The sequence below is a fragment of the Methanogenium sp. MK-MG genome, assembly GCF_009914725.1.
GTDB lineage: Archaea > Halobacteriota > Methanomicrobia > Methanomicrobiales > Methanomicrobiaceae > Methanogenium.
Window position 1 is genome coordinate 20,055 of the sequence record NZ_JAAAWJ010000015.1, and the last position, 21,357, is coordinate 41,411.

Below are 21,357 nucleotides of genomic sequence, written 5' to 3' on the forward strand. Positions count from 1 at the left end.
TACCGGTGAACAAACGGGCACAAATAAAAACGTTTATAAAATTTCGTGAAATCAGGCAGGAATTCGTAAACAGAGGATGCAAAAACTCAATTCGATACCATTATATTCTCATGGAGTGTATATTGTAGAGCACTGAGATGCACTGGCATCACAGGGCGAAAATGTGCCGATAGTGTAGTGGTTATCACTAGGCGTTGCCAACGCCTAAACCCGGGTTCGAGTCCCGGTCGGCGCACTAGTTTTTATATTATTCATGCATCAGAACGGAACGTCTTTTTCTCCGCACAATGTTCAGAACCGGGAGCGACAGCAGTGCAGGAATATATCTCTGCCTAATTCTCAGAATCAAAAGTCATATCAGTTATTTTGAACCGGAGGAACAGGCAGACACACAAAAAAAGGAAAATAATCTATACTGCAGGTATGCGCTCACCAGCGCCGGGAGATCAAGAGGAGAGCCCCGGCACCAAGAATGGCGCCCGCGATGGGAAACGGAGTTTCTTCAGCCGGTGATTCAGTACCACCCCCAACATTCGCCTCTGCGAAGTGAAGGTTGCCCTGCGCACGGACATCCGAGGGATTGATTTCAAGTGCCCGCTCTGAGACAGCGATCTCCTTATCATACTCACCCATCTGCCCGTAGGCAGTGCCCTGAATGATATATGACTCGATCATATCCGGGTCAAGCGCAATTGCTGTCTCTGCCGCCTCAACCGCTCTCTCATACTCGCCGAGGTTGAGGAGCGCATCGGCGGTGACCACCCAGGCCTGCGTCTGATTCGGATTCAGACTGGTTGCCTTCTCTGCTGCCGCGAGTGCAGCCGTGTAGTTGCCCTGTGCCGAGCTGATACCGGCCTTCGTCACCCAGACAAGCGTGAATGTATTGTCAATTGCGAGTGCGGCATCGGCATACGCCATTGCCGAAGTATAATTCCCTGCCTGCGCCTCATCCACGGCCATGTTGTAGAGATCAATCTTCTCAACACAGATCTCTTCTGCAGATGCAGCCGGAACACATGCAGCGATGAGGAGTGCTGCCAAAAACCAGACGCCCATAGTATCTCTTCGTGCCATCCATCTGAGATTGCCTCCGGAGAGCATAATCAGTTGCGGTCAAATCCATTATGGCACCCGGCCACCCATATCCTCATGTGAAGAAACTCTGCGGTGTCGGAAACAGACAATGCAGAGACGGAACGTACTGCGGATCACGAATACGGAGGGGAAAGACGCGATGATACGATGCCCGCGATGCAGAAGCACGAAGATTTACCCGGTGGCAGGCGGGTATGGCGGATACTATTACCGCTGCAAAAAATGCGGCTATTCCGGCGCTCTGGTCATTGAGTTTGATGATGACGTCACGCCAAAAGAAGAACAGGAGCTGCAAAAGGAATACCGGGAGGAGGTGCAGGAATATGAACAGAGGCGCCGCTCCCTCTTCTGGATCATCATGGCCCTCATCTTCATCGCCGCCATTTTTTTCGTTGGGTTCAGGTAACCCCCTCAGAAGACACCGAACATCTTCAGCGCACTCAGGAAGAGCAGACCGACAAACCAGCCATTCGAGGTGGCGTGCAGAGATACGATGCGAGAGGCTGACCCCGACAAAGGACGCAGGAACGGACGTCACCACAAGTATCTCCCGGCAAGGGCCCCTGTTACCCCGAGAATCAGCACTGTCTGAAGAAAAATATCCATCCTCTGCTCCGATGCCGCCGCTATATCGCACCGGCACTGCGATTACTCTCCAGATATGACCTGAACGCATAAGAAAGAACCGCTGAAAGTAATGCAGACTTACTCCACCACAAACTCATAGTTCCTGTGCAGGCACCACACCGGGCACATACTGCACGGGAAAAAGAGAGATGGCCATCAGTTCCGGTAAAACAGACAGATCCACTGCCAAATCTGCGGGCCACGCCGAATAAATCCATTGAAACAGGCATGGTACGCGTTGCAGAAACCTGCCATTTTTTTATCATACAGATGAAATATTTCAGGAATGCGCCTTTCATATCTCGGAAAAAATCACCTGCACTGGTGTGATACATGCGGGACACCGGTACTGGGAAAAAAATGCAGCTGCGGCACGCAGACACGGGAGGTGGCCATCACCCCTCCCGGCGATATCAGGCCGGCATTTGACGACGACATCACCCATATAAACAGGGTATACCGCGATCATTTTGGCGCAGACCTGATACCTGAAGGGCATGTTGTCATACTCAACAAGGTACCGGATTTTGACCGGATGGAAGAGATCATCATGGGCGGCGCTGTTGTTGGTGCCATCCGGTTCTACCCGGATGAGGAACGCTGGGAGGCCATGCCACGGCCCGCAGCCGCTCTCTATATGACTCCTTCCCTGCGGTATGTGGTGGTTGACCCGGGTGCAGAACCCTCCATCCGGACCAAGGGGGCGTCTGTGCTCGCACCCGGACTCATAAAAATCGAGGAGCATGTCGAAACGGGTGACGAGGTATTCATCCTGACGCCGGATGAGCGCTGCATCGGTGTCGGCAGGGCAAAGGTCTCTGCAGCCGAGGCAGAGACGCTGGAACGCGGCACCATCGCACGGACACGGAAGATCAAACCGGTCACCTGTGTCCCGGCAGAGAAGACATGGGAGAATGTGCTCATTGCCAATGAACGCATTCTCGCAGGTGTCGAGGACGAGGCAGTCAGCTTTGTCCGGCGTACAATGGAGACAAATCCGCTGCCGGCAAATGTATCCTTCTCCGGCGGAAAAGACAGCCTTGCAACACTGCTGGTGGTCCTCAAGGCGGCAGGGAAGCTCCCCCTCCTCTTTGCCGATACCGGCCTTGAGTTCAGGGAGACCTACAGGAATGTGCAGGATGTGGCGGACCACTACGGCCTCGAGGTGCTCCGGACCGATCTGTCGTCGCGTTTCTGGGAAGAGATGGAACGGCAGGGCCCGCCCGCGGTCGATGCACGCTGGTGCTGCAAGGTCTGCAAACTCCAGCCGATAAAGAAACTTATTGAAGATACATGGGGCGAGTGCCTCTCATTTATCGGCCAGCGAAAGTATGAATCATATAAACGGATGAAGAGCCCGCGTGTCTGGCGGAGCAATTTTATCCCGTGCCAGCTCTCGGCCTCACCCATACAGCACTGGACGGCGCTGCATGTCTGGCTCTACATCTTCCGCGAGAATGCACCGTATAATATTCTCTATTCGCGCCGGATTGACCGTATCGGGTGTTTCATGTGCCCTTCATCCGACTGGGCGACGTTCCGGATGATCATGGAGGACTATCCGGAAGAGTGGCAGCGCTGGGAAGAGGCACTGAATCAATACAAAGAAGAGCATGACCTTCCAGATATCTGGGTGGAGAAAGCGCTCTGGCGCAAACGGGGAGACACAGAGGATGACGACGAAAGTAGCTATACTTGATTATGGAATTGGAAATCTCCGGAGTGTAAGCCGCGGGATGGAGAAGGCAGGGGCCACACCTGTAATCACAAAGGATACCGCAGTGATGATGGAATGCGACGGCGTCATCCTCCCCGGTGTCGGAGCCTTTTCAGAAGGGATGGATAAGCTGGGCATTCTTCGCGAGGCACTCTGTCAATACGCAGAAGACCGGCCCGTATTAGGCATCTGCCTCGGCATGCAGATGCTGCTTGAACGGAGCACAGAATTCGGTCTGCACGAAGGGCTGGGACTCGTCCCCGGAGAGGTGCTCCCCTTTGAGAAGACCCCCGGCATGAAGATCCCCCACATGGGATGGAACACCATCCACACCGAACAGCCCTCCCCCCTCTTCGAAGGCATTGCACAGGAGAGTTATGTCTACTTTGTCCACTCGTTCTATGCAAAGACCAGCCCGGAGCATACCCTCACGACAACCGACTATATCTGCAGGTTTTCATCCTCGATATGGAACGGCAATGTATACGGCGTGCAGTTTCACCCGGAGAAGAGCGGGGAGACCGGGCTTGCAATACTGAAGAATTTTATTAACATGCTCTGATACGCAGGATATATTTTTTTCAAACATTTTTCGGATTTCTGCTCTCCTGCATTGCACCATATGGTGTTGCATTCTAAACGATTTCCCCCAACACATCCCATAAACAGTAAACTCCCCCTGCACAACATACAAGAGAAGACACCATCAATGACCTGCATAGACCAGTGCAGTGCGAACAATTGACCAAAAAAGGAGAAATTATCCAGAAATTTATTTTCTGCGGTACATCGCCACCAGTTCAAAGAGGAGCATGGCGAAGATCGCCACGAATCCGCCGGTAAAGAACATGACCGCGAGGATGTTCGGGATGATCGCCGGAGACAGATACTCCTCTGCAAGTGATGCCACCACCGGGGCAGGCATACGTGTTGCACTGACTTTATCGCCATTTGCCCCTGCTCCGGTGGTCTCATTCGCAGAGAAGCTCATCACCTGCACACCGTCGGGAGCACCTTCCGGCCCGGGGAGTCCGCCATCGGACAGGAACCCGAGCGTCGGAGCGAGGGCAAACAGCACCAGCGACGCACAGATGATCAGTGCAAAGAGGGACGCATATTTCAGCAGTATGGAACGGAGGTCTGCCTTTGCAGGAGACATGATGACAACCTGCTGGCACACACCGTAGACCTTCACCACCCGGCCCTTCTCACTGTAGCGGGTGCGCACAATCTCAACAAGACCTGCATCCAGCAGGTTTTCAATCTGGTACTTCAGGGTCGTTATGGGCTGACTCAGGCGTTCAGATAACTCAGAGAGCGTGAGCTCATTCTCAGAAAGAGCGGAAAGTACAACACTTGCCGTCGTGCTGGCCATCGCCTTTCCGATCTTCTTTGCCCGTTCGTCACCGGGCTCAAGGACAAGCACCCCGTCTTCAGTCATTCCAGCTGCTCAATAATCATCCGGCGCCCGGCGGCAAGCGCCTCGTCAAGAGATGCTGCCGAGGCACCGCTGCCCTGTGCGAGAGACGGTTTGCCGCCTCCTTTTCCGCCAAGTATCTCACATACACGGCGTACAATCTCACCAGCGTTCACGCGCTCCACACCGGACGCAACCACAACATGCACCCGGTCTCCGGTGCCTGCGAGAAGGGCAATGCCCCCTTCGTTTGCATACGCTGTCGCCATCGAAACCACCTCTTTGGGAGAGGCGGCAACGGCATGAACCGTGACACTGACACCTGCGATATCCTCCACCGGAATACCGGCCACCTCCAGCTCGGCGATCTTCTTCTGCAGGCGCTCAATCTCCTTTCTCTGCTCCTTCCACTCGGTGAAGAACCGCCCGACCGATGAGGGGAGGTTCTCGCGCTGGACGCTCAGGGTTGCAACCGAGGTGTCAACCAGCCCTTCCAGCCACTGGTTGTATGCGACAGCGGCCATGCCTGCGGAGAATTCAAGGCGTTCAATGCCGTCCTGCACATGTTCCAGACGCATAATCCGCACCGACCCGATCTGGCCGGTACTGCTGCAGTGTGTACCGGCACAGGCCTGCACATCGCCTGCCACCCGGACGATACGGATGCGGGCACCCGGCGGCACACCGCCCTGATAGAGGTCAAACCCGTACTTCTGTTCGGCTGCGGTCCGGTCCTCCCATCCGATATGCACCGGGAGGTCATCCAACACCAGCCGGTTTGCGGCATCCTCAATCTGCTGCAGTTCTTTCTCAGAGACATGACGGAAATGCCGGATATCGAGGCGTGAACTCCCGACCCCTTTCTGGGCACCGGCCTGGTGAATATGCGGGCCAAGCACCTCTTTTGCGGCATGCAGCAGGACATGGGTTGCGGTGTGATGGCGCATCATCGTCTTCCTGCGTTCCTCATCAATCATTCCTTTGACATGTTCGCCGCGTCTTAAGGGTTCGCCGGTGATATGGTGCACGATCACACCACCAATCTTTACCACATGGTCAACCTTGCTGATACCTTCTTCAGAGACAATCTTACCAATATCAGCCGGCTGACCGCCGCCCTCCGGGTAGAAGAGCGTCTGGTCAAGCACCAGATACTCATCAAACTGGTCCAGCACAATCGCATCAAAATCGGTCGCCTGCGGGAGGTCGTAGTAGAGCATCTTTGTATCGGGCATGGCCTCAACCCTCTCGCGGATTGCGGCATACGGATCTTCTGCTTCCCCCGATACCTCGGATTCTGAATGCACATCTGCAATCAGGGAGTAGAAGTTATCCGGCAGGTCCACACCCGCACCCTCCCTCTCTGCGATGTCACGCACGATCTCAGGCGGGATGCCATGAGAGTCGTAGAGCGTAATCAGTTCATCCAGAGGTATGGGCAGATTCTTCTTTTTATAGGCAACTGCCGCCTTCTGGACAATTCTGCCGCCGCGTTCCATCGTGACGGCATACTTCTCCTCCTCATTTCTGATGATCTCCTGCACGACACTGATCTCCTGTTCAAAGGAGGCAAGGCCGATGGTTCGCATCTGGTATTCAATGAGATCAGCGAGCGTCTCGTCCATCTCAATCTCATTCATCATCCGCAGCGTCCGCCTGAGCACCAGACGGGCCAGGTAGCCCTCCTGTGCATTGGACGGCACGATACAGTCACCAAGCATATAGGCAAGACAGCGCGTGTGGTCGGCAATCGCGTAGATACGCTCTATCGGAGCAATGATGTCCTGCAGTTTCTGGTAGGGTACACCGATATTCTCTGCCACGGTCCTGCGCATCTCATAGAGATTGGAGCCGGTGATGTCCATGAGCCCGGCATACTTTGCATTCAGTGCGAGAATACGGGCAAATTCGGAGTTATTGAGGAGACTGGTGAGGCCCGCAGACTCTATCAGACGACTGATCAGTTCAGGGAAGACTGCGTCATAGACCGTTGGACTGCCCTGCGAGGCCCAGACCATACGTTCCAGACCATATCCGGTGTCAACAATCCGCAGGTTCATCGGATAATAGGGGACACCCTCCATGTCAACGGGTTCCCTGCCGTTGTCACGCTTTGTCATGCTCATAAAGACAAGGGTTGCCACTTCAAGCCCGCCGATGAGCACCTCCACACTGGGGCCCGCGTTGCCGCCGCCGATCCATGGATGTTCCTTGTATGTCACACGGCTCAGGTCAGCCCCGACGGACGCGAGAAACCGGTCACAGAGGCTGACGGTCTCATCCTTCCAGTATATGTTATCCTCATCCGTATTGAACGCATGATGGGCCATCATCTCAAACGTAGTCAGATGGCGGCCGGACCGTCCCACCGAATCCAGATCATTTAACCGGATGCAGGGCTGGGATATAGTCAGGGGGTTTGCAGGCGGGGGCACCTCACCATTGGTCACATACGGCTGAAAATCCGCAATGGATGCGATCGTCAGATATATATCATCACGCCAGCGGGCAGCCACAGGGTAGCGCCCGATTCGTGTATGGCCGTTCTGTTCAAAAAAACTCAGATACGCTTCACGCATCTCGTCAATGGTATGGGGAGAGAAGACCGGGTTGCCGATGAATGAATATGGCTCACACGGTGCATCACCGCAGTATTCACGCTCAGGGTCCCGTGTCCAGAACGCTGAACCGCAGGCCTGACAGATCTTCCTGACCAGACCGTTCTCTCTGAAATATTCAAGCTGATATTCTTCCTCGAGCATGGGTAATCACAGTAACCTGATTATAATAATCACCACGGGATTCCATATAGTGTTTGTTCCTCACGGTTTTCAGAACGAATCCTGGTACCATTCGTCACGCTCTACAATCGTTCCAAGCGCTTTTGCCGTCCTGTAGGCAAGGATATGCCAGCACTGGGATCCCCGGTACGTGAAGTCACCACAGGTGCAGAATTCCTCATCCACGACATAGGTGTCAGTGGTGCCAATCACCACACAGAAGTCACGATACTGTATCACCCGCCCGTTTTTTGCAGCAAAAACCGCTTTTTCTCCTTTCATGTCATAGAGGCGGCAGACCTCTGTGATCACCTCAGCTGCGTCACTGCCGACCATCAGTGCTGCACCATTGCGGGGATGTCTTCAAGAAAGGTCCAGCCCATCCGTTGGGAAAGCATCCGCATTCCCGGTGCTTCGGTCGCATAATGGGTGGATTCAATGAGGGGAATACCTGAAGAACGCATGACACTGTGTTTCAGCTCCGCCGAGAGGAATGCCTCCGCTTCATGCGCCTCAGCCTCAGAGATCAGGTCGGGGGAAAAACATGAGCCACCGGCAACGGCAAGGCGGCAGGGCACAGGCACATCCCCGTAGACCCGGAGGGGTGCACCCAAGAGGTCAGCCACTTCATCCGGGGAACGGGTGAGGGTGCCGATGACACCCAGTGAGAGGGGGACAACCTCCGTGAGATGAAGCGTCTCTGCCAGTGCGTCATTGATGCCGCCCTGTGCATGGTCAAAATTGGTGTGCATCACATAGATATTCAGCCCTGCGGCAAGGGCTGTGCCAATGATCCGTCCTGATTCGCCTCCGATGCGGGTGAGAGGATTCCATATCGGTGTGTGATGCACGACAAGCATATCCGCCCCCTCTGCGACCGCTGCCCTGACCACCGGGAGTGTCGCATCAAGGGCGCAGCACACGGTATTCACATCTTCATGCCCTTCAATAATACGGCCGATTCTGCCACCATCGAACTCCTCTGCAAGCTCAGGCGGTGCAATCTCTTCAAGCATTGCAATAAAATCAGCAATCTGCATAGTGAATATGTAGAGAAACAACCGGGAATAAAGTTATTGATTGCAGGACGGAAGAATGCCATCAGACAGGATTCGGTGAATGCTCCAATTACTCAGAGTAATAAACGTAAGCTTTAATTATACACCATATCATATAATACTACATGGAAAAGACCATTGAACTCATCAACACCCGCATTCGCGACGGCAATGCCCGGGCAATCAGGGCAGATCAGATGCCGGATATTGTTGATGAGCTGGGTGTGGAGGGCGCACTCAGGGAAGTCGACGTGGTAACAACCGGCACGTTCGGCGCCATGTGTTCCTCCGGTGCATTCTTCAATTTCGGCCATTCAGACCCCCCTATACGGATGGAGAAGGTATGGATGAACGAAGTGGAGGCATATGCAGGCATTGCGGCAGTGGACGCCTACCTCGGCGCCACCCAGAAATCGGAGACACAGGGCATATCATACGGCGGCGCCCATGTGCTCGAAGACCTCGTCGCAGGTAATTCAGTCCGGTTACGGGCACAGTCACGGGGAACTGACTGCTATCCCAGAAAGACACTGGAGATTGATCTGACCCTTGAGGATATGAACCAGGCCACCATGGTCAATCCGCGCAATTCCTATCAGTCATATGTGGCGGCATCCAACACCTCTGACCGGACCCTGCACACCTATATGGGCACCCTGCTGCCCAATGCAGGAAATGTTTCATACTCCGGTGCAGGCTGCCTCTCACCCATACCCAATGACCCCGGCCTGCGCACCATCGGCAGCGGCGTCCCTATATTTCTCTGCGGCGCCGAGGGCATGATCATCGGGGAAGGCACCCAGGCATCGCCCGGCAATGGTTTCGGCACCCTGATGACGACAGGGGACATGAACGACATGTCCACCGATTTCCTCCGTGCGGCCACATTCAAGGGATATAACAGCACGCTCTATGTCGGCCTCGGTGTGCCCATACCCGTTCTCGATGAAGAGGTGGTGCGACAGACAGCTGTCCGTGATGAAGACCTGAAGACCACGATTGCAGATTACGGCGTCTCCAACCGCAACCGGCCGGACCTGCGTGAAGTCACCTACGCCGAACTGAAGAGCGGACTGGTGGAGATGGACGGTGAGGAGGTGAAGACGTCGTCTCTCTCTTCGTACAAAAAAGCGCTTGAGGTCGCTGATGAGCTGAAGTCATGGGTCGAGGGCGGAAGAATGCAGCTCGCCCTCCCCACCCGCAGAATAAACACAGAGAAAACCGCACGCCCGATGCGCGACCGGGCCCGTGCACCCCAGGTCCGCGACATCATGAACACGAGCCTTGTCACCATCAGCGAAGACGAGAAGATCCAGACGGCGGCAAAACGACTGCTCAGAGGGGAAATAAATCACCTTCCTGTGCTTGACGACACAAACCGGCTGGTCGGCATCGTCACCACCTTTGACATAGCGAAGGCAGTGGCATCCAACGGGAAAGGCGGGACTGTGCGTGACATCATGACAAAACGGGTGGTATATACATCACCTGCTGAGGCAGTGGATGTGGCCACCCGCAAACTGGAGATGAACAATATCAGTGCCCTCCCGGTCGTGGACGAAAACGGCAAACTGGCCGGGATTCTTTCTGCAATTAACCTGGGCAAACTCTTTGAACGGGGGTGGAAACGATGAAACTGCTGGTCACATTCTCCCGAAAGGGCGGCAAACAGCCACTCATCGCACAGACCGTAAAGGATACCGGTGTGCTTATAAACGTAGAGCGGGCGTTTATCGAGTCAAACGAGGGTGAAGTCCTCATCGACGTCCCCGACGAGGATACAGAGATCATATCAGCTGCGATGGAGAAGGCGGGCGCACGCGTGAAGAAGATCGAGGATTCGGTCATCAGGGACGAGTCTGAGTGCGTAAACTGCGGTGCATGCATCAGTGTCTGCCCGCAGGACGTGCTCTCCTTCGATGAGACATGGACACTCTGCATTGACAGTTCAAAGTGTGTCCTCTGCGGCAAATGCGTGGAAGCCTGTCCCCACCAGGCACTTTCACTGCTCCCATGATCCGGGAACATTTCCAGTACCGGACAACCATCACCACCATCCTCGCCGAAGAGGAGAGACATATCAGAGCAGCCAAAAATGCAATGGTGGACGCCCGGAGTGAACTGGAACGCGAGATCATCCGGGACCCCTTTTTTGGGTCAACCTATGACCCGTACACCACTGAAATATCCTCGCCGGTGGCACAGCGGATGGCTGTTGCATCAGAATCCGCAGGAGTCGGTCCGATGGCCGCGGTCGCAGGGACAATTGCATGGTCTGGTGTGGAAGCGATGCAGGATGCCGGGGCCACCTTCGCAGTGATTGATAATGGCGGTGACATCGCCCTCATTACAGACCGTGAGGTCACCATCGGCATTCATGCAGGCACATCTCCCTTCTCCGGTAATCTTGCCTTCCGCGTTTCGCCACAGGACGCCATACTCGGCATCTGCACCTCCTCTGCCACCGTGGGCCCGTCGGTCTCGTTCGGGACGGCCGATGCCGTTACAGTATTCTCCCGGAATGTGTCACTTGCAGACGCCTGGGCGACGTCTCTGTGCAATGACTTTACCGAATGCTCGGATGCATTTTTTCAGGCGCGTGACCTCAGAGGCGTATGCGGCATCTGTGCCATCGCAGGTGACCTCCTCTGCCGGTGGGGCAGGCTCCCGGATATCGTACGGGCATCAGTCGATACCAGCCTGATCACCGCAGGCAGATAACAACAGATCAGTTGCTGTCCACCCATTCTGCTGCGTCCCGGTATGCGCCCTTACCCCTGAAGGTCATCAGCTCCGCCTCCCCGTCTGTGACCAGCATCTCAGGATGAGCATCCGCGACACGGAACCGGATCTCATAGATGTCGCGCTCCTCAATCAGCACGCCTTTTGGAAGTGAGGATGCAGATGATAGCATGAGGCGTTCTGCTGCAAGAATTTCAGGTTCATAGCGGAAGAAATACCAGAATACCTGATAGGCATTCAGAAAATCAGAGACCAGCAGTTCATTTCTCACGCCTTCTTCAAGTTCATCAAGGACAGACACCAGTTCTGCCACATCATCGTCACTGATTGCGAGGATACTGTCGGCAAGTTCTGCCAGTTCAACATAATCAGTCATATCTCACATTCCTTTTGCATGTAAAAAACTATATGCCCGCATCCGGGTAACCTTTGAATGTGCGAGCAGAAGAGAGAGACTGGCAGATATACCATATTATCGCAGATAAATCCGAAATAACCGTGGATGAGATCTGCAGGATGACAGGCACAGAAGAAAGCATTGCAGAAGAATCACTGGAGCGCCTGCAGAGATACGGTCTGATTTCCCGAAAGAATGAGACCTGCGCGGTAAAATCCATCCAGGAAATTCTTATGACCGCAGAACTAAAACGGGCAATGAAGGATTCCCCCATCTATATGGAGGATGGCGTCATTAAAGTCCGGCAAGAGAAGGAGGACAAGTAATGGTGTCGGATGTACGGGTCCTGCGGCTGGGCCACCGGCCGGAACGTGACCAGAGAGTAACAACCCATGTGGCCCTCACTGCCCGGGCGCTGGGGGCAAAAGGCATGTATCTTGCAGCAGACGACAAGGGCGTGCGCCAGTCAGCGACTGATGTCGCCAATCGCTGGGGCGGCGACTTCTTTGTCGAGAATAATGCGTCATGGAAGAAGGTCATCCGTGAATGGAAGGATGCAGGGGGCATAGTAGTCCATCTGACCATGTACGGTCTGCGGATGACGGATACCATCGATGAGATCAAAAAACATGAAAAGGTGCTCGTGGTCGTCGGTGCGGAGAAGGTGCCGTCAGACATCTACGAACTCGCCGACTACAATATATCGGTCACCACACAGCCCCATTCAGAGATCTCAAGCCTGGCCCTCATCCTCGACAGGCTCTTTGACGGAGGTGAACTGAACCGCGAATATCCGGATGCAGAGATGGTAATAATTCCGTCTGAACACGGCAAGAGGTTTGAGGATTGAAGGGCCGGGTCCTCGTCGCCGGGTTTGCAACCCGCCACGTGGTCAGGTCTGCATATGCCGCAGGCTATGAGGTCTGTGCCATCGACCATTTCTGTGACCAGGACCTCACATGGTACACAAAAGAACAGCAGACCTTTGAGGAACTGGCCGAATTACCGGATCTCATCGGAGACATCTGTTCACGCCATACGTTTGACTGCATCGTCACCACCTCCGGCGCAGAGGAGATGGACCTCGGGCGAAACGTCTGCGGGACACCGCCTGATGTGGCTGCCCGGTTCTGTACAAAGACCGGCATTCAGCAGTTCTTTGAGGAGCATGGCTTCCCGGTGCCACCTCTCCTTCACGAAGGGGAGTATCCCGCGTTCATTAAACCTGACACCGGCGCGGGCGGCTGGCGCAATGCGCTTGCCGCCACCGCGGACGACGAGGCAGCATGGACTGAGTGCTGGCCGGACACCCCGTACGTACGCCAGCATCCGGTGGAAGGTATCCCCTGCAGTGTCTCCTGTATCGCTGACGGCACGTCTGCACGGGCCCTCAGCCTGAACCGCCAGTTTAACCGCGGCGGGGAAGGGGAACGCAGATTCGGATTTGCAGGGGCGATAACACCTTTCCTATCGGAAGAACGCGAAAGCATCCTCAGCCTTGCAGAGGATATTGCAGCAAAAAGCGGGTGTATCGGTTCACTGGGGATTGATTTTATGCTGACAGCTGACGGCATCCGCACCATTGAGATCAATCCGCGGTTCCAGGCAACGCTTGACATCGTGGAGATTTCTACAGGGACAAATATCTTTGAATTGCACCGCAATGCGGCCCGTGGCATCCTTCCCGCTGCCCGCCCAATCCCAAAAAAGACCGTTGTGCGCTCCATCATCTTTGCAGAACACGACTGTGTGGTAAAGGATGACCTGAAATCACTTCATCCCGACGTTGCAGATATACCATGGCCGGGGACGGAGATTGAAGAGGGAAGTGCGGTCCTCAGCGTCTATGGCCACGGTGCGGATGAGGACGAAGCACTCGCTGCCTTGGATAAGACTATTACCAGAGTACACAGATATATGAGCAGATGGTAGAGGAGACAGACGTGCTGGATAATCCTGCGGTTCGGGCATATTTGATCCGGATGGTGGGAGAAGAAGGGCTTACCCTTCTGGAAAAATTTGACCGTACAGTTGAAAAGACCGATGAGCAACTGGCTGAGGAGACCGAAATTAACCTCAATTCAGTCCGGAATACGTTGTATACACTCTACGGGAAGCGTCTCGCCCAGTACCGGCGGGAAAAAAACCAGGAGACCGGGTGGCTCACCTATAAATGGACACTCAGGCTGGATAACCTGAACGATGCCCTCACCGAGGACATGGAGAACGCATTCGACAAACTGGATGCACGGGAACGGTATGAAGACGAGAACGACTTTTACATCTGTAATAACTGCGGCATCGTCTATACGTTCACTGACGCCCTTGCACTCGAGTTTGCCTGCAACTGCGGAACCCAGATGGAACATTATGATAACGAACTTCTTCTTAATGCACTCAAAACGCGTGTTGCCGCAATGAAGGTGACACTGGGCAAAATCTGATGCTCCCATCAGAAGACCCGTTTTTATTTCTTCACCGGGCCGGGTGCCCGGATAATGTAATAGCCCACTGCCATGTGGTGCATGACCTTGCCTGCCGCTACGCAGAGTCACGGCCGGTGGACAGAGAGTTAGTCTCATGGGGTGCGGCCCTCCATGACATCGGCAGGTCACAGACCCATTCGCTGGCCCATGCCCAGACAGGCGCAGACATCTGCCGTGAATACGGTCTCCCTGAAGAGGTGGCACGCATCGTTGAGTGCCACATCGGCGCCGGTCTGACAGCAGAGGAGTGCAGGGCAGAGGGTCTGAAACCGATTGACTGTATACCGCGGACACCTGAAGAGAAGATTGTGGCCCATGCGGACAACCTGGTCAGGGGCACGAAAATCATTACCATTGAAGAACGGCTGGAGATTGCCACAAACACACTCCCGGACATCATTGTAAAACGCATCGCCGCCCTTGCAGCAGACGTGGAACGTCTCTGAAATAGTCATGTGCCGCCTCTCTTTTCCAAAGCCGGTGTTATACCGACTGTCCGATGGATAGTGGAGAGACCGTTGTGCGGAAAAAAGAGGAATGCTCTGGTGTTCGGTCAGTTCTCTAATGTCAGATAAATGCCACTGATAATGGATGCATTGAGTCAGATAATGGCAGAAATATGATCGCATGACATTATGTATTTCCCTGACTGACCGGTCAGATATTGCTGATGTTATCCGCTCTCTGCATGAAAAATGTCAGGAGAAAAATATATCCGGATTGCCAAACAAAGTATACAGGGATATTTATTAAAATGTTCAGTTGCATGACTGGGTAAAAACATATGGATTATAACCAATGTGATCCTTTAAACGATCAGATCTGTCTGACAGGTCTGTATTATGATAGTGTTTAATCTGGGTATGCATAAAAATGAACAATTTTATGTTTATGCCTTAATGATAATTTTCGTCGATAAGTCCGGACAGTGATGTCTGTATTTACTCAAGAACCAGAGGTGAATTAATTTTGAAACTTGGATTTATAATACCAGAATTTCCGCATGAAAAAAGGGTTGCTCTGCTGCCCGAACATATTGGAGACTTCAATAATGAAATCGTAGTTGAAAATGGATTTGGCCGGAACCTGGGGATCGAAGATGAAGAATATATAAAGGCCGGATGTGTTATTTCTGACAGGGAAACCATTTTTTCAACATGTGAAGCCGTGTTTTCACTAAAATTGCTACAGCCTTCGGATTACCCGTATATTAAGAAAGGTCAGATTATCATAGGGTGGACACACCCGTCTGGTTCCGGCAAAGAATTTATGGAGTCTCAGGCAAAACCGAAAGGACTTGTTATTGTAGACCTGGATAATATTCAGCCCTGCATTTATTACAACGATCATGTGATACCCATAGACTGGCTAAAATCGAATTTTATTTACAGGAACAGTTTTATTGCGGGATTATCCTCCACATATCATGCTATTTTGTCATTCGGAATGATTCCTACATCATCTACGAGGGTTGCAATACTTGCCCCGGGTAATGTTTCCCAGGGAGCATTTTCAGCAATATCAAAATGGGGAGCTGATGTCAGGTTGTTTTACAGAAAGACAATGCCTGAGTTTAAAGCAGACCTGGAGAGCTTTGACATTATTATCAATGGAATTGAAGTTGACAGGCCTGACCTGCATATTTTAACGCTTGATGATCAGAAAAGGCTGAAGAAAAATTGTCTTGTCATAGATGCCGCGGCCGATGCGGGGAATGCTATAGAAGATAGTCACTACACATCCATAGACAATCCGATATACAAAATAGATAACGTCCACTATTATGTGGTAAATAATGCTCCGTCTATCTTCTACAGGGATTCCAGCAGGATAATAAGCAGCTCTTTTAGCAGGCAGATTTATCACAGGGATGTGCAGGTTTACTTTGATCTGATTGAAGAATATAAAAAAGCAGAATAGGTGTTGTTTGTGAAACTGGGTATTTTTAATGAGTTTATGGGACTGGAAAAGGATTATATAAATGCATGTGAAGAACTGGACATTGAGTATGAAGTGATTGATATCATTTCATCTGACTGGATTGAAAATATAAGGTCATCCGATTGTGATGGTTATCTGGTCAGACCTTCGTATAAAAAAGATGCATGGAAACGGATGTATGATGAAAGATTATACTATATTAAATATATAACCGATAAGCCAGTCTATCCCGTGTACAACGATATATTTTTACATGAAAGCAAAAAAAACATGGCATACTGGCTACAGATACACGACCTGCCTCATCCCAAAACCTGGATTTTTTATAACAAAGAGGAGGCAATGGATTTTATAGAAAACAAAGCCTGTTTCCCGCTGGTATTTAAGCCGAATATAGGAAGTTATTCGATGGGGGTCAAATACATCAGCAGAAAGCATCAGGCAAAAAGACTGATTGATAAAGTTTTTACAAAGTATGGTTTTTATAACAGTGGTTATGCGAAATGGCAGAAGACAGAATCCGGACTTTCTGTTCCGTTAATGGATGACAAACAGTTCAATTATATTACTTTTCAGGAGATGATCGATGTAAAACATGAATGGAGGATGATTAAGATCGGAAAGTCCTACTTTGGACACCAGAAAATGAAAAAAGGTAAATTTCACAGTGGAAGTGGTAAGGTGGGGTGGGTTGCACCTCCGGAACAGCTTCTGCGGATGACTCAGCACATATGCAGTCAGGGCAATTTCAGTTCCATGAATATTGATATTTTTGAGGATTTACATGGAGATTATTATGTCAATGAGTTGCAGCCCTTTTTTGGTGCTTATAACGATTCACAGATGTACATAGATGGAAAGCCGGGAAGATATCTGTCAGAAAACGGTAGCTGGGTTTTTGAAGAGGGATACTTTTGCCGTAACGCATGTTGTAATCTGAGGGTCCGGGATTTTGTAGAGCAGCTTGAGGAGTATCCGGCAGAAGAAGTCAACCCCAAGTTACTGACCTGAGAAAGAGTGTCAGACTATATCCTTCCGTTTCTCCTCCATTTTGCCGGAGGGGCGGAGTGCAGCAGGCTGGCTGACAGCGGCCCTGGATGCAATTTTTTTCTCTCTGTCACCAAATGAGTCCACATCTGTGAGCATGAGAGAAATCTCTGATTTTAAAATTGTGAACAACGCCTGAGTATAAGAGAATCGCCGATTTCCGGGGGGTGCAGCCCCCCTGGTGGAGAAACGCTATATACAGAGGGTTTAATTTATTCAATAATGAGTTTTCTGACCTGCGGGAGGGCACGCAGGGCCTCATAGACAACCGCTGGCAGTGCTTCATCGACCACAATGACCAGCTTCGGGTCTTCTGACAGGTGGGAGTCGGTGACAAATATCTGGCGGATGGATATACCATTGTCGGCAATGACCTTCACGGCCTCACCCACCACGCCCTTCTGCGCTGCATTATCCGGCATAATAGTGATCACAGTGAGACCGAGGGACGCTGCGATACGGCTGACATCCGGTGTGGCCCGAAGGTTGAGAAAGATGTCAGTAATGGCAGGAAGGGATAATATCCGCTTCACCGTGGCGTCAACGACCCGGCGGTCGGTCCCGATCTCCTTTGAGAGATGGGTCGCAGGAATTTCTATGCCATTTACCGTGACGCGGCCCTGTTCATTGATGCCAAGGCCATTTTCCAGAAGAAACCGTACAACCTGCGCCTGGGAAGGTGAATCACTGAATGCATCCAGTATCTTTGCCCACATTACGTTAGAATTAAACCTGATTCATAAAAATACCACCCATCGTCACCGGCAAAAACCGGAGAATGTCTGTCCGGGCAGACAGGGAACCAAAAATCAAATCAAAACATATATTTCCACGGACGTCATTCTGTATAGAGTAACATGGCGCAGTCGCCTGAACTCCCGAATTCGGTTGTTTCGGTCTGTGTTGATGTCATGAAACCGGTCCTGGCTGTTTCTCACATTCCTGTGCGGGGGTTGCCGAGCCAGGTCAAAGGCGCTAGGTTGAGGGCCTAGTCTCGTAGGAGTCCGAGCGTTCGAATCGCTCCTCCCGCATTTATTCACTTTTAACACCTGACAGCCAGGTGCAACTGTTTCGCTCAGCATTATTCCATATATAAGCAATAGATAAACAATGCTGAATGGATAATTTTTTGGTTTTTACCAGGCAGAATAGTGTTTAAATGGCACATCCTGCACGTCTGTGCCCCGAAAAAATGTATCCACACAGAAGCCCGGAGCGAGCCTTTCTCAGTCGGGACAACTGATACATCCTCCTCAAAATATTCACCAATAGCGACCCCAAAATAGTCCGCAATAAACCGTATTTTTAGCAAATAAAAGGCAGAAAATGCATATTTTTTCGGCAGTAAAAATGATCAAAAAATACGGTCATTTCACCCCCCGATTCCCCAACGCAGGGAGCGAAAGAGGGAAGAAAACGGGTGACAAAAAACAGGAGGGAGAGACAGTAACCCACGTTTCAGATATTCATCCGACCGGTTTGCACCCCCACACGAATGTGCAGTTCACTCTTTAAACCGGTAACACTCTTCAGGAACCCATATATCAAAGCGGGCCCCGACTCCTTCCTTTCCCGTCTCACGAATGGTCATGCCGGTGATCGAGAGGATCTCCTGCACCAGAAATAGCCCGTAGCCGGTATTTTTGCCGGTCTTCTTCCAGAAGATCTTCTCTTTCATACTCTCCTCAACACCACAGCCGTCATCTTCAAATATAAGCAGCCCCCCGTCGCCCTCTTCATGGAATGAGACCGTCATTTTGGTCACCCCTTCTCCGTGACGCACCGCATTGTCGAACAGATTGAAGATCACCCGTCTCAGAAGCGGGTCGGCAAACACCTCAAGATTGCCGGTGGAAATCTCTGTTGTGATCTGGCGGAATGCAGTGCCTTCTGCCACTTCCGTTACCAGTGACCAGATATTCATCCATTCTGTGGTCTTAGATCCCAGCATCTCATACTCCTGGGTAAAGGTGATCTGTTCCTCCATCGTTGCAATCACATCGTCCATGATCCTCAGGGGCTGCTCTGCTTTCGCCTCATCACCCAGCTCTTCTTTGAGCAGGGCAGAGATCATCGTGAGTGCCTGGATCTGATTCAGGATATCATGCCGGGTAATGCCCGAGAGCAGTCCCAGTTTTATGTTTCCATTCATCAGTGCTTTTTCCGCTTCCTGTGTCCGTTTCAGTTCAGAATCGAGCTCAGCTGATGTCTGTTTCAGCATCAGAATATCAGACTTCAGGCGCACCACAAGAATATTGACACTCCGCCTGAGTTTTTCGGTCTCCGCTGACCGCGCCTCCTGTATCGGGTGATCCAGATGCCCTTCTGCGATATAGTCAATATCTGACATAATCGCCTTCACCGGCCGTATCAGGAAATATGAAATATAATATGCAAAAAATACCCCGATACCAACGCCAAGCAGACTGAGGACAAACACATTGAAACGCAGCATGTTGAGCGAATCCTGCAGGGGCTGTGTGGTAAAGACAATCTCACCGACAAGATTCATCTGGGACGAAGAGGGATATCCGGCATTATTCAGATCAATATAGATATAGCGGGTGATGGTTTCATTCGGTTTATCGGTGATATCAAAGCCAAAATGGTCAGCATAGACCTGCTTCACATGTGCAAGAGTATCCCCCTGTGCAGATGCACCATGACCTGCCAGCCGGCGATAGGTGACATCAAAGATCGAAACCTCACGGAGGGCAGAGCCATCCTCAATCAGCATATCTGAAATGGCGGTGTATGGAAAGTTTTTGCGCTCTGCCATAAAGGACTCAGATGTAAAACTCACTTCCAGCAGATACCGGTGGTCAGGGGTGGGCATATAGGCATATTTTTTCCCCACATCAGGATCTGAGAAGCTGGTACTCACCCGGTCGGCAGAAAATTCATCTCCCTCCCTGACTGTGGTGATTGACGAATAAAATCCGGGAATCGTGCTGAAATCAAATCCCCTGTCAGGCTCAAATGTGGTATATTCAATAACACCGCTTTCATTGATGATATAGAGATCAATCTCCCAGTCGGAAGATTGTTTCATCCTGTTTTTCAGGGCATCGAGATCGATGGTGGCCGGGTTCCCGCCTGACTGCTCATATGCCTCAAGAAACGGGACGAATGCATCCTTCAGCTGCTGATCATAGGCTTTCTCATAGAGAATGAGCCCTTTGTCTGCGAGAATCGCAGAGTGAGTGACCGATATTTCCGTCTGATCCATCTTCTCCTCAAACTGGCAGATGATATTCTCTTCAACCGAGGAGTAGAGTATTGCAGAAAGAAATACTGTCAGAACAATAAATACCAGAAAGATGACGAGACTAAAGCTTGTCTGAAGGGACGGCTGTTTTCGGTCATCTTTTGTCATTACATTTTTTTGGGTGATGGTATGATTTTAACATATCTTTTCAAATACACGCAAAAAACGGAAGAATACAGGCATAAGCTGCTTATTCGATGTCATGCACCCCAACTGCCCTGAACGATTTTTCCCCATCCCTCGCCTGTGGCATGGCAATCCGAACCTTCATTGATAGAGAGACCTAAAATTTTGGGTATGAAAAGTCCCTTTCATGTGATGCTTATACCGACACTTGGCTGTCCGTCCAAATGCCACTACTGCTGGAGTTCAGAAGAGGACTCGCCGGTGATGAGCCTGGAGACCATCCGGGAAGTGGCGGCCTGGCTCAAAGATTTTGACGACCGGCAGGTGACAGTCACATTCCATGGGGGAGAACCCCTGCTTGCCGGGGCTGACTTCTACCGTGAGGCGCTCCCCCTCCTCTCAGAAGAGCTTGCACACCTGAAACCGGCGTTTGCCATTCAGACCAATCTCTGGCGGATGACACCTGAACTTGCACAGATATTTGCCGCATACAAGGTCCCCATCGGCACCTCCATTGACGGCCCGAAAGAGATTAATGACATACAGCGGGGCGAGGGATACTTTGACAAGACCATGCATGGTTACCGTATTGCGCGTGATAACGGACTTTCCGTGCGCTTCATCTGCACCTTCACCTCATACTCCGTTGACTACCG

General features: G+C 51.7%; 22 protein-coding genes and 2 tRNA genes. 16 read left to right on the plus strand and 8 right to left on the minus strand.

Features of this window, described 5'->3' with window-relative positions:
• Positions 1-163 precede the first annotated feature (163 nt).
• Positions 164-235: transfer RNA gene (locus tag MKMG_RS03895), tRNA-Gly, on the plus strand.
• A 194-nt stretch (positions 236-429) separates the two neighbouring features.
• Here MKMG_RS03895 and MKMG_RS03900 read toward each other — a convergent pair.
• Positions 430-1,074, minus strand: coding sequence for a tetratricopeptide repeat protein (locus MKMG_RS03900; protein ID WP_165075846.1), 645 nt, complete (start codon positions 1,072-1,074; stop codon positions 430-432).
• 109 nt (positions 1,075-1,183) lie between these two features.
• On the opposite strand from MKMG_RS03900, the gene MKMG_RS03905 reads away from it, so the two are divergent.
• The 3 genes from MKMG_RS03905 (at position 1,184) to hisH (ending at position 4,001) form a co-directional block, all read left to right on the plus strand.
• On the plus strand, positions 1,184-1,501 hold the full coding sequence (locus tag MKMG_RS03905) for a hypothetical protein (protein ID WP_165075814.1): 318 nt from the start codon (positions 1,184-1,186) through the stop codon (positions 1,499-1,501).
• Between the two features lie 507 nt (positions 1,502-2,008).
• A complete protein-coding gene (locus tag MKMG_RS03910) occupies positions 2,009-3,421 on the plus strand; it encodes a phosphoadenosine phosphosulfate reductase family protein (protein WP_165075848.1) in 1,413 nt (470 codons plus the stop codon).
• Positions 3,396-4,001, plus strand: coding sequence for an imidazole glycerol phosphate synthase subunit HisH (gene hisH, locus MKMG_RS03915; protein ID WP_165075851.1), 606 nt, complete (start codon positions 3,396-3,398; stop codon positions 3,999-4,001). Before MKMG_RS03910 ends, hisH begins: the two co-directional genes overlap by 26 nt.
• A gap of 210 nt (positions 4,002-4,211) precedes the next feature.
• Here hisH and MKMG_RS03920 read toward each other — a convergent pair whose 3' ends face one another.
• The 4 genes from MKMG_RS03920 to MKMG_RS03935 all read right to left on the minus strand — a co-directional run bounded on the left by MKMG_RS03920 (position 4,212) and on the right by MKMG_RS03935 (position 8,676).
• Positions 4,212-4,880: a transcriptional regulator gene (locus tag MKMG_RS03920; protein WP_165075854.1), complete on the minus strand. Its 669-nt coding sequence runs from the start codon at positions 4,878-4,880 to the stop codon at positions 4,212-4,214.
• Complete coding sequence (gene alaS / locus MKMG_RS03925) at positions 4,877-7,618, minus strand: alanine--tRNA ligase (RefSeq protein WP_165075856.1); 2,742 nt, start codon at positions 7,616-7,618, stop codon at positions 4,877-4,879. Before alaS ends, MKMG_RS03920 begins: the two co-directional genes overlap by 4 nt.
• A gap of 69 nt (positions 7,619-7,687) precedes the next feature.
• Positions 7,688-7,972, minus strand: a complete 285-nt coding sequence (locus tag MKMG_RS03930; RefSeq protein ID WP_165075858.1) for an SWIM zinc finger family protein — start codon at positions 7,970-7,972, stop codon at positions 7,688-7,690.
• Positions 7,972-8,676 (minus strand): Nif3-like dinuclear metal center hexameric protein, encoded by a 705-nt coding sequence (locus MKMG_RS03935; RefSeq protein ID WP_165075860.1) that lies wholly within the window; start codon positions 8,674-8,676, stop codon positions 7,972-7,974. Before MKMG_RS03935 ends, MKMG_RS03930 begins: the two co-directional genes overlap by 1 nt.
• Positions 8,677-8,819: 143 nt before the next feature.
• Between MKMG_RS03935 and MKMG_RS03940 the strand changes: the two genes are divergently transcribed.
• Genes MKMG_RS03940 through MKMG_RS03950 form a run of 3 tightly spaced genes read left to right on the plus strand, consistent with a single transcriptional unit; the run spans position 8,820 to position 11,415 of the window.
• Complete coding sequence (locus tag MKMG_RS03940) at positions 8,820-10,328, plus strand: homocysteine biosynthesis protein (RefSeq protein WP_165075862.1); 1,509 nt, start codon at positions 8,820-8,822, stop codon at positions 10,326-10,328.
• Entirely contained in the window at positions 10,325-10,711 is a 387-nt protein-coding gene (locus MKMG_RS03945) for a 4Fe-4S binding protein (protein WP_165075864.1), read from the plus strand. The genes MKMG_RS03940 and MKMG_RS03945 overlap by 4 nt, the downstream gene beginning before the upstream one ends.
• The gene (locus MKMG_RS03950; RefSeq protein WP_165075866.1) at positions 10,708-11,415 is read left to right on the plus strand and encodes a UPF0280 family protein; all 708 of its coding nucleotides are present in this window, start codon (positions 10,708-10,710) and stop codon (positions 11,413-11,415) included. The genes MKMG_RS03945 and MKMG_RS03950 overlap by 4 nt, the downstream gene beginning before the upstream one ends.
• A gap of 7 nt (positions 11,416-11,422) precedes the next feature.
• On the opposite strand, the gene MKMG_RS03955 is transcribed toward MKMG_RS03950, so the two are convergent.
• Positions 11,423-11,812: a hypothetical protein gene (locus MKMG_RS03955; RefSeq protein ID WP_165075868.1), complete on the minus strand. Its 390-nt coding sequence runs from the start codon at positions 11,810-11,812 to the stop codon at positions 11,423-11,425.
• Positions 11,813-11,871: 59 nt separating this feature from the next.
• Here MKMG_RS03955 and MKMG_RS03960 point away from each other — a divergent pair, with 59 nt between their 5' ends.
• From MKMG_RS03960 to MKMG_RS03990, 7 genes are all read left to right on the plus strand, one after another.
• A complete protein-coding gene (locus MKMG_RS03960) occupies positions 11,872-12,159 on the plus strand; it encodes a winged helix DNA-binding protein (RefSeq protein WP_165075871.1) in 288 nt (95 codons plus the stop codon).
• A complete protein-coding gene (locus MKMG_RS03965) occupies positions 12,159-12,683 on the plus strand; it encodes a tRNA (cytidine(56)-2'-O)-methyltransferase (protein ID WP_165075874.1) in 525 nt (174 codons plus the stop codon). The genes MKMG_RS03960 and MKMG_RS03965 overlap by 1 nt, the downstream gene beginning before the upstream one ends.
• Positions 12,680-13,765 carry an ATP-grasp domain-containing protein gene (locus MKMG_RS03970; protein WP_165075877.1) on the plus strand — a complete coding sequence of 362 codons (1,086 nt, stop codon included), beginning with the start codon at positions 12,680-12,682 and terminating at the stop codon, positions 13,763-13,765. The genes MKMG_RS03965 and MKMG_RS03970 overlap by 4 nt, the downstream gene beginning before the upstream one ends.
• Positions 13,759-14,277 (plus strand): transcription factor, encoded by a 519-nt coding sequence (locus MKMG_RS03975; protein ID WP_165075880.1) that lies wholly within the window; start codon positions 13,759-13,761, stop codon positions 14,275-14,277. The genes MKMG_RS03970 and MKMG_RS03975 overlap by 7 nt, the downstream gene beginning before the upstream one ends.
• Entirely contained in the window at positions 14,277-14,765 is a 489-nt protein-coding gene (locus MKMG_RS03980) for an HDIG domain-containing metalloprotein (protein ID WP_165075883.1), read from the plus strand. Before MKMG_RS03975 ends, MKMG_RS03980 begins: the two co-directional genes overlap by 1 nt.
• A 523-nt stretch (positions 14,766-15,288) precedes the next feature.
• Positions 15,289-16,239 carry a N(5)-(carboxyethyl)ornithine synthase gene (locus tag MKMG_RS03985; RefSeq protein WP_165075885.1) on the plus strand — a complete coding sequence of 317 codons (951 nt, stop codon included), beginning with the start codon at positions 15,289-15,291 and terminating at the stop codon, positions 16,237-16,239.
• A gap of 9 nt (positions 16,240-16,248) precedes the next feature.
• On the plus strand, positions 16,249-17,271 hold the full coding sequence (locus MKMG_RS03990; protein ID WP_216842870.1) for a RimK family alpha-L-glutamate ligase: 1,023 nt from the start codon (positions 16,249-16,251) through the stop codon (positions 17,269-17,271).
• Positions 17,272-17,519: 248 nt separating this feature from the next.
• On the opposite strand, the gene MKMG_RS03995 is transcribed toward MKMG_RS03990, so the two are convergent.
• A complete protein-coding gene (locus MKMG_RS03995) occupies positions 17,520-18,023 on the minus strand; it encodes an ACT domain-containing protein (RefSeq protein WP_165075888.1) in 504 nt (167 codons plus the stop codon).
• A 230-nt stretch (positions 18,024-18,253) separates the two neighbouring features.
• Between MKMG_RS03995 and MKMG_RS04000 the strand changes: the two genes are divergently transcribed.
• Positions 18,254-18,338: transfer RNA gene (locus MKMG_RS04000), tRNA-Leu, on the plus strand.
• Positions 18,339-18,811: 473 nt separating this feature from the next.
• Here MKMG_RS04000 and MKMG_RS04005 read toward each other — a convergent pair.
• Positions 18,812-20,683 carry a HAMP domain-containing sensor histidine kinase gene (locus MKMG_RS04005; RefSeq protein ID WP_165075891.1) on the minus strand — a complete coding sequence of 624 codons (1,872 nt, stop codon included), beginning with the start codon at positions 20,681-20,683 and terminating at the stop codon, positions 18,812-18,814.
• A 189-nt stretch (positions 20,684-20,872) separates the two neighbouring features.
• Here MKMG_RS04005 and MKMG_RS04010 point away from each other — a divergent pair.
• Positions 20,873-21,357: radical SAM protein (locus tag MKMG_RS04010; protein ID WP_165075894.1), on the plus strand; the 485-nt coding region annotated here is incomplete at its 3' end.

What these genes read in the sequence shown, in the direction of transcription:
- MKMG_RS03910 (WP_165075848.1), top strand. Translation starts at nt 2,009, where the DNA reads ATGCGCCTTTCATATCTCGGAAAAAATCACCTGCACTGGTGTGATACA.
- MKMG_RS03920 (WP_165075854.1), bottom strand. Translation starts at nt 4,880, where the DNA reads ATGACTGAAGACGGGGTGCTTGTCCTTGAGCCCGGTGACGAACGGGCA.
- alaS (WP_165075856.1), bottom strand. Translation starts at nt 7,618, where the DNA reads ATGCTCGAGGAAGAATATCAGCTTGAATATTTCAGAGAGAACGGTCTG.
- MKMG_RS03900 (WP_165075846.1), bottom strand. Translation starts at nt 1,074, where the DNA reads ATGGCACGAAGAGATACTATGGGCGTCTGGTTTTTGGCAGCACTCCTC.
- MKMG_RS03950 (WP_165075866.1), top strand. Translation starts at nt 10,708, where the DNA reads ATGATCCGGGAACATTTCCAGTACCGGACAACCATCACCACCATCCTC.
- MKMG_RS03905 (WP_165075814.1), top strand. Translation starts at nt 1,184, where the DNA reads ATGCAGAGACGGAACGTACTGCGGATCACGAATACGGAGGGGAAAGAC.
- MKMG_RS03935 (WP_165075860.1), bottom strand. Translation starts at nt 8,676, where the DNA reads ATGCAGATTGCTGATTTTATTGCAATGCTTGAAGAGATTGCACCGCCT.
- MKMG_RS03955 (WP_165075868.1), bottom strand. Translation starts at nt 11,812, where the DNA reads ATGACTGATTATGTTGAACTGGCAGAACTTGCCGACAGTATCCTCGCA.
- MKMG_RS03965 (WP_165075874.1), top strand. Translation starts at nt 12,159, where the DNA reads ATGGTGTCGGATGTACGGGTCCTGCGGCTGGGCCACCGGCCGGAACGT.
- MKMG_RS03940 (WP_165075862.1), top strand. Translation starts at nt 8,820, where the DNA reads ATGGAAAAGACCATTGAACTCATCAACACCCGCATTCGCGACGGCAAT.
- MKMG_RS03980 (WP_165075883.1), top strand. Translation starts at nt 14,277, where the DNA reads ATGCTCCCATCAGAAGACCCGTTTTTATTTCTTCACCGGGCCGGGTGC.
- MKMG_RS04005 (WP_165075891.1), bottom strand. Translation starts at nt 20,683, where the DNA reads ATGACAAAAGATGACCGAAAACAGCCGTCCCTTCAGACAAGCTTTAGT.
- MKMG_RS03975 (WP_165075880.1), top strand. Translation starts at nt 13,759, where the DNA reads ATGGTAGAGGAGACAGACGTGCTGGATAATCCTGCGGTTCGGGCATAT.
- MKMG_RS03930 (WP_165075858.1), bottom strand. Translation starts at nt 7,972, where the DNA reads ATGGTCGGCAGTGACGCAGCTGAGGTGATCACAGAGGTCTGCCGCCTC.
- hisH (WP_165075851.1), top strand. Translation starts at nt 3,396, where the DNA reads ATGACGACGAAAGTAGCTATACTTGATTATGGAATTGGAAATCTCCGG.
- MKMG_RS03945 (WP_165075864.1), top strand. Translation starts at nt 10,325, where the DNA reads ATGAAACTGCTGGTCACATTCTCCCGAAAGGGCGGCAAACAGCCACTC.
- MKMG_RS03995 (WP_165075888.1), bottom strand. Translation starts at nt 18,023, where the DNA reads ATGTGGGCAAAGATACTGGATGCATTCAGTGATTCACCTTCCCAGGCG.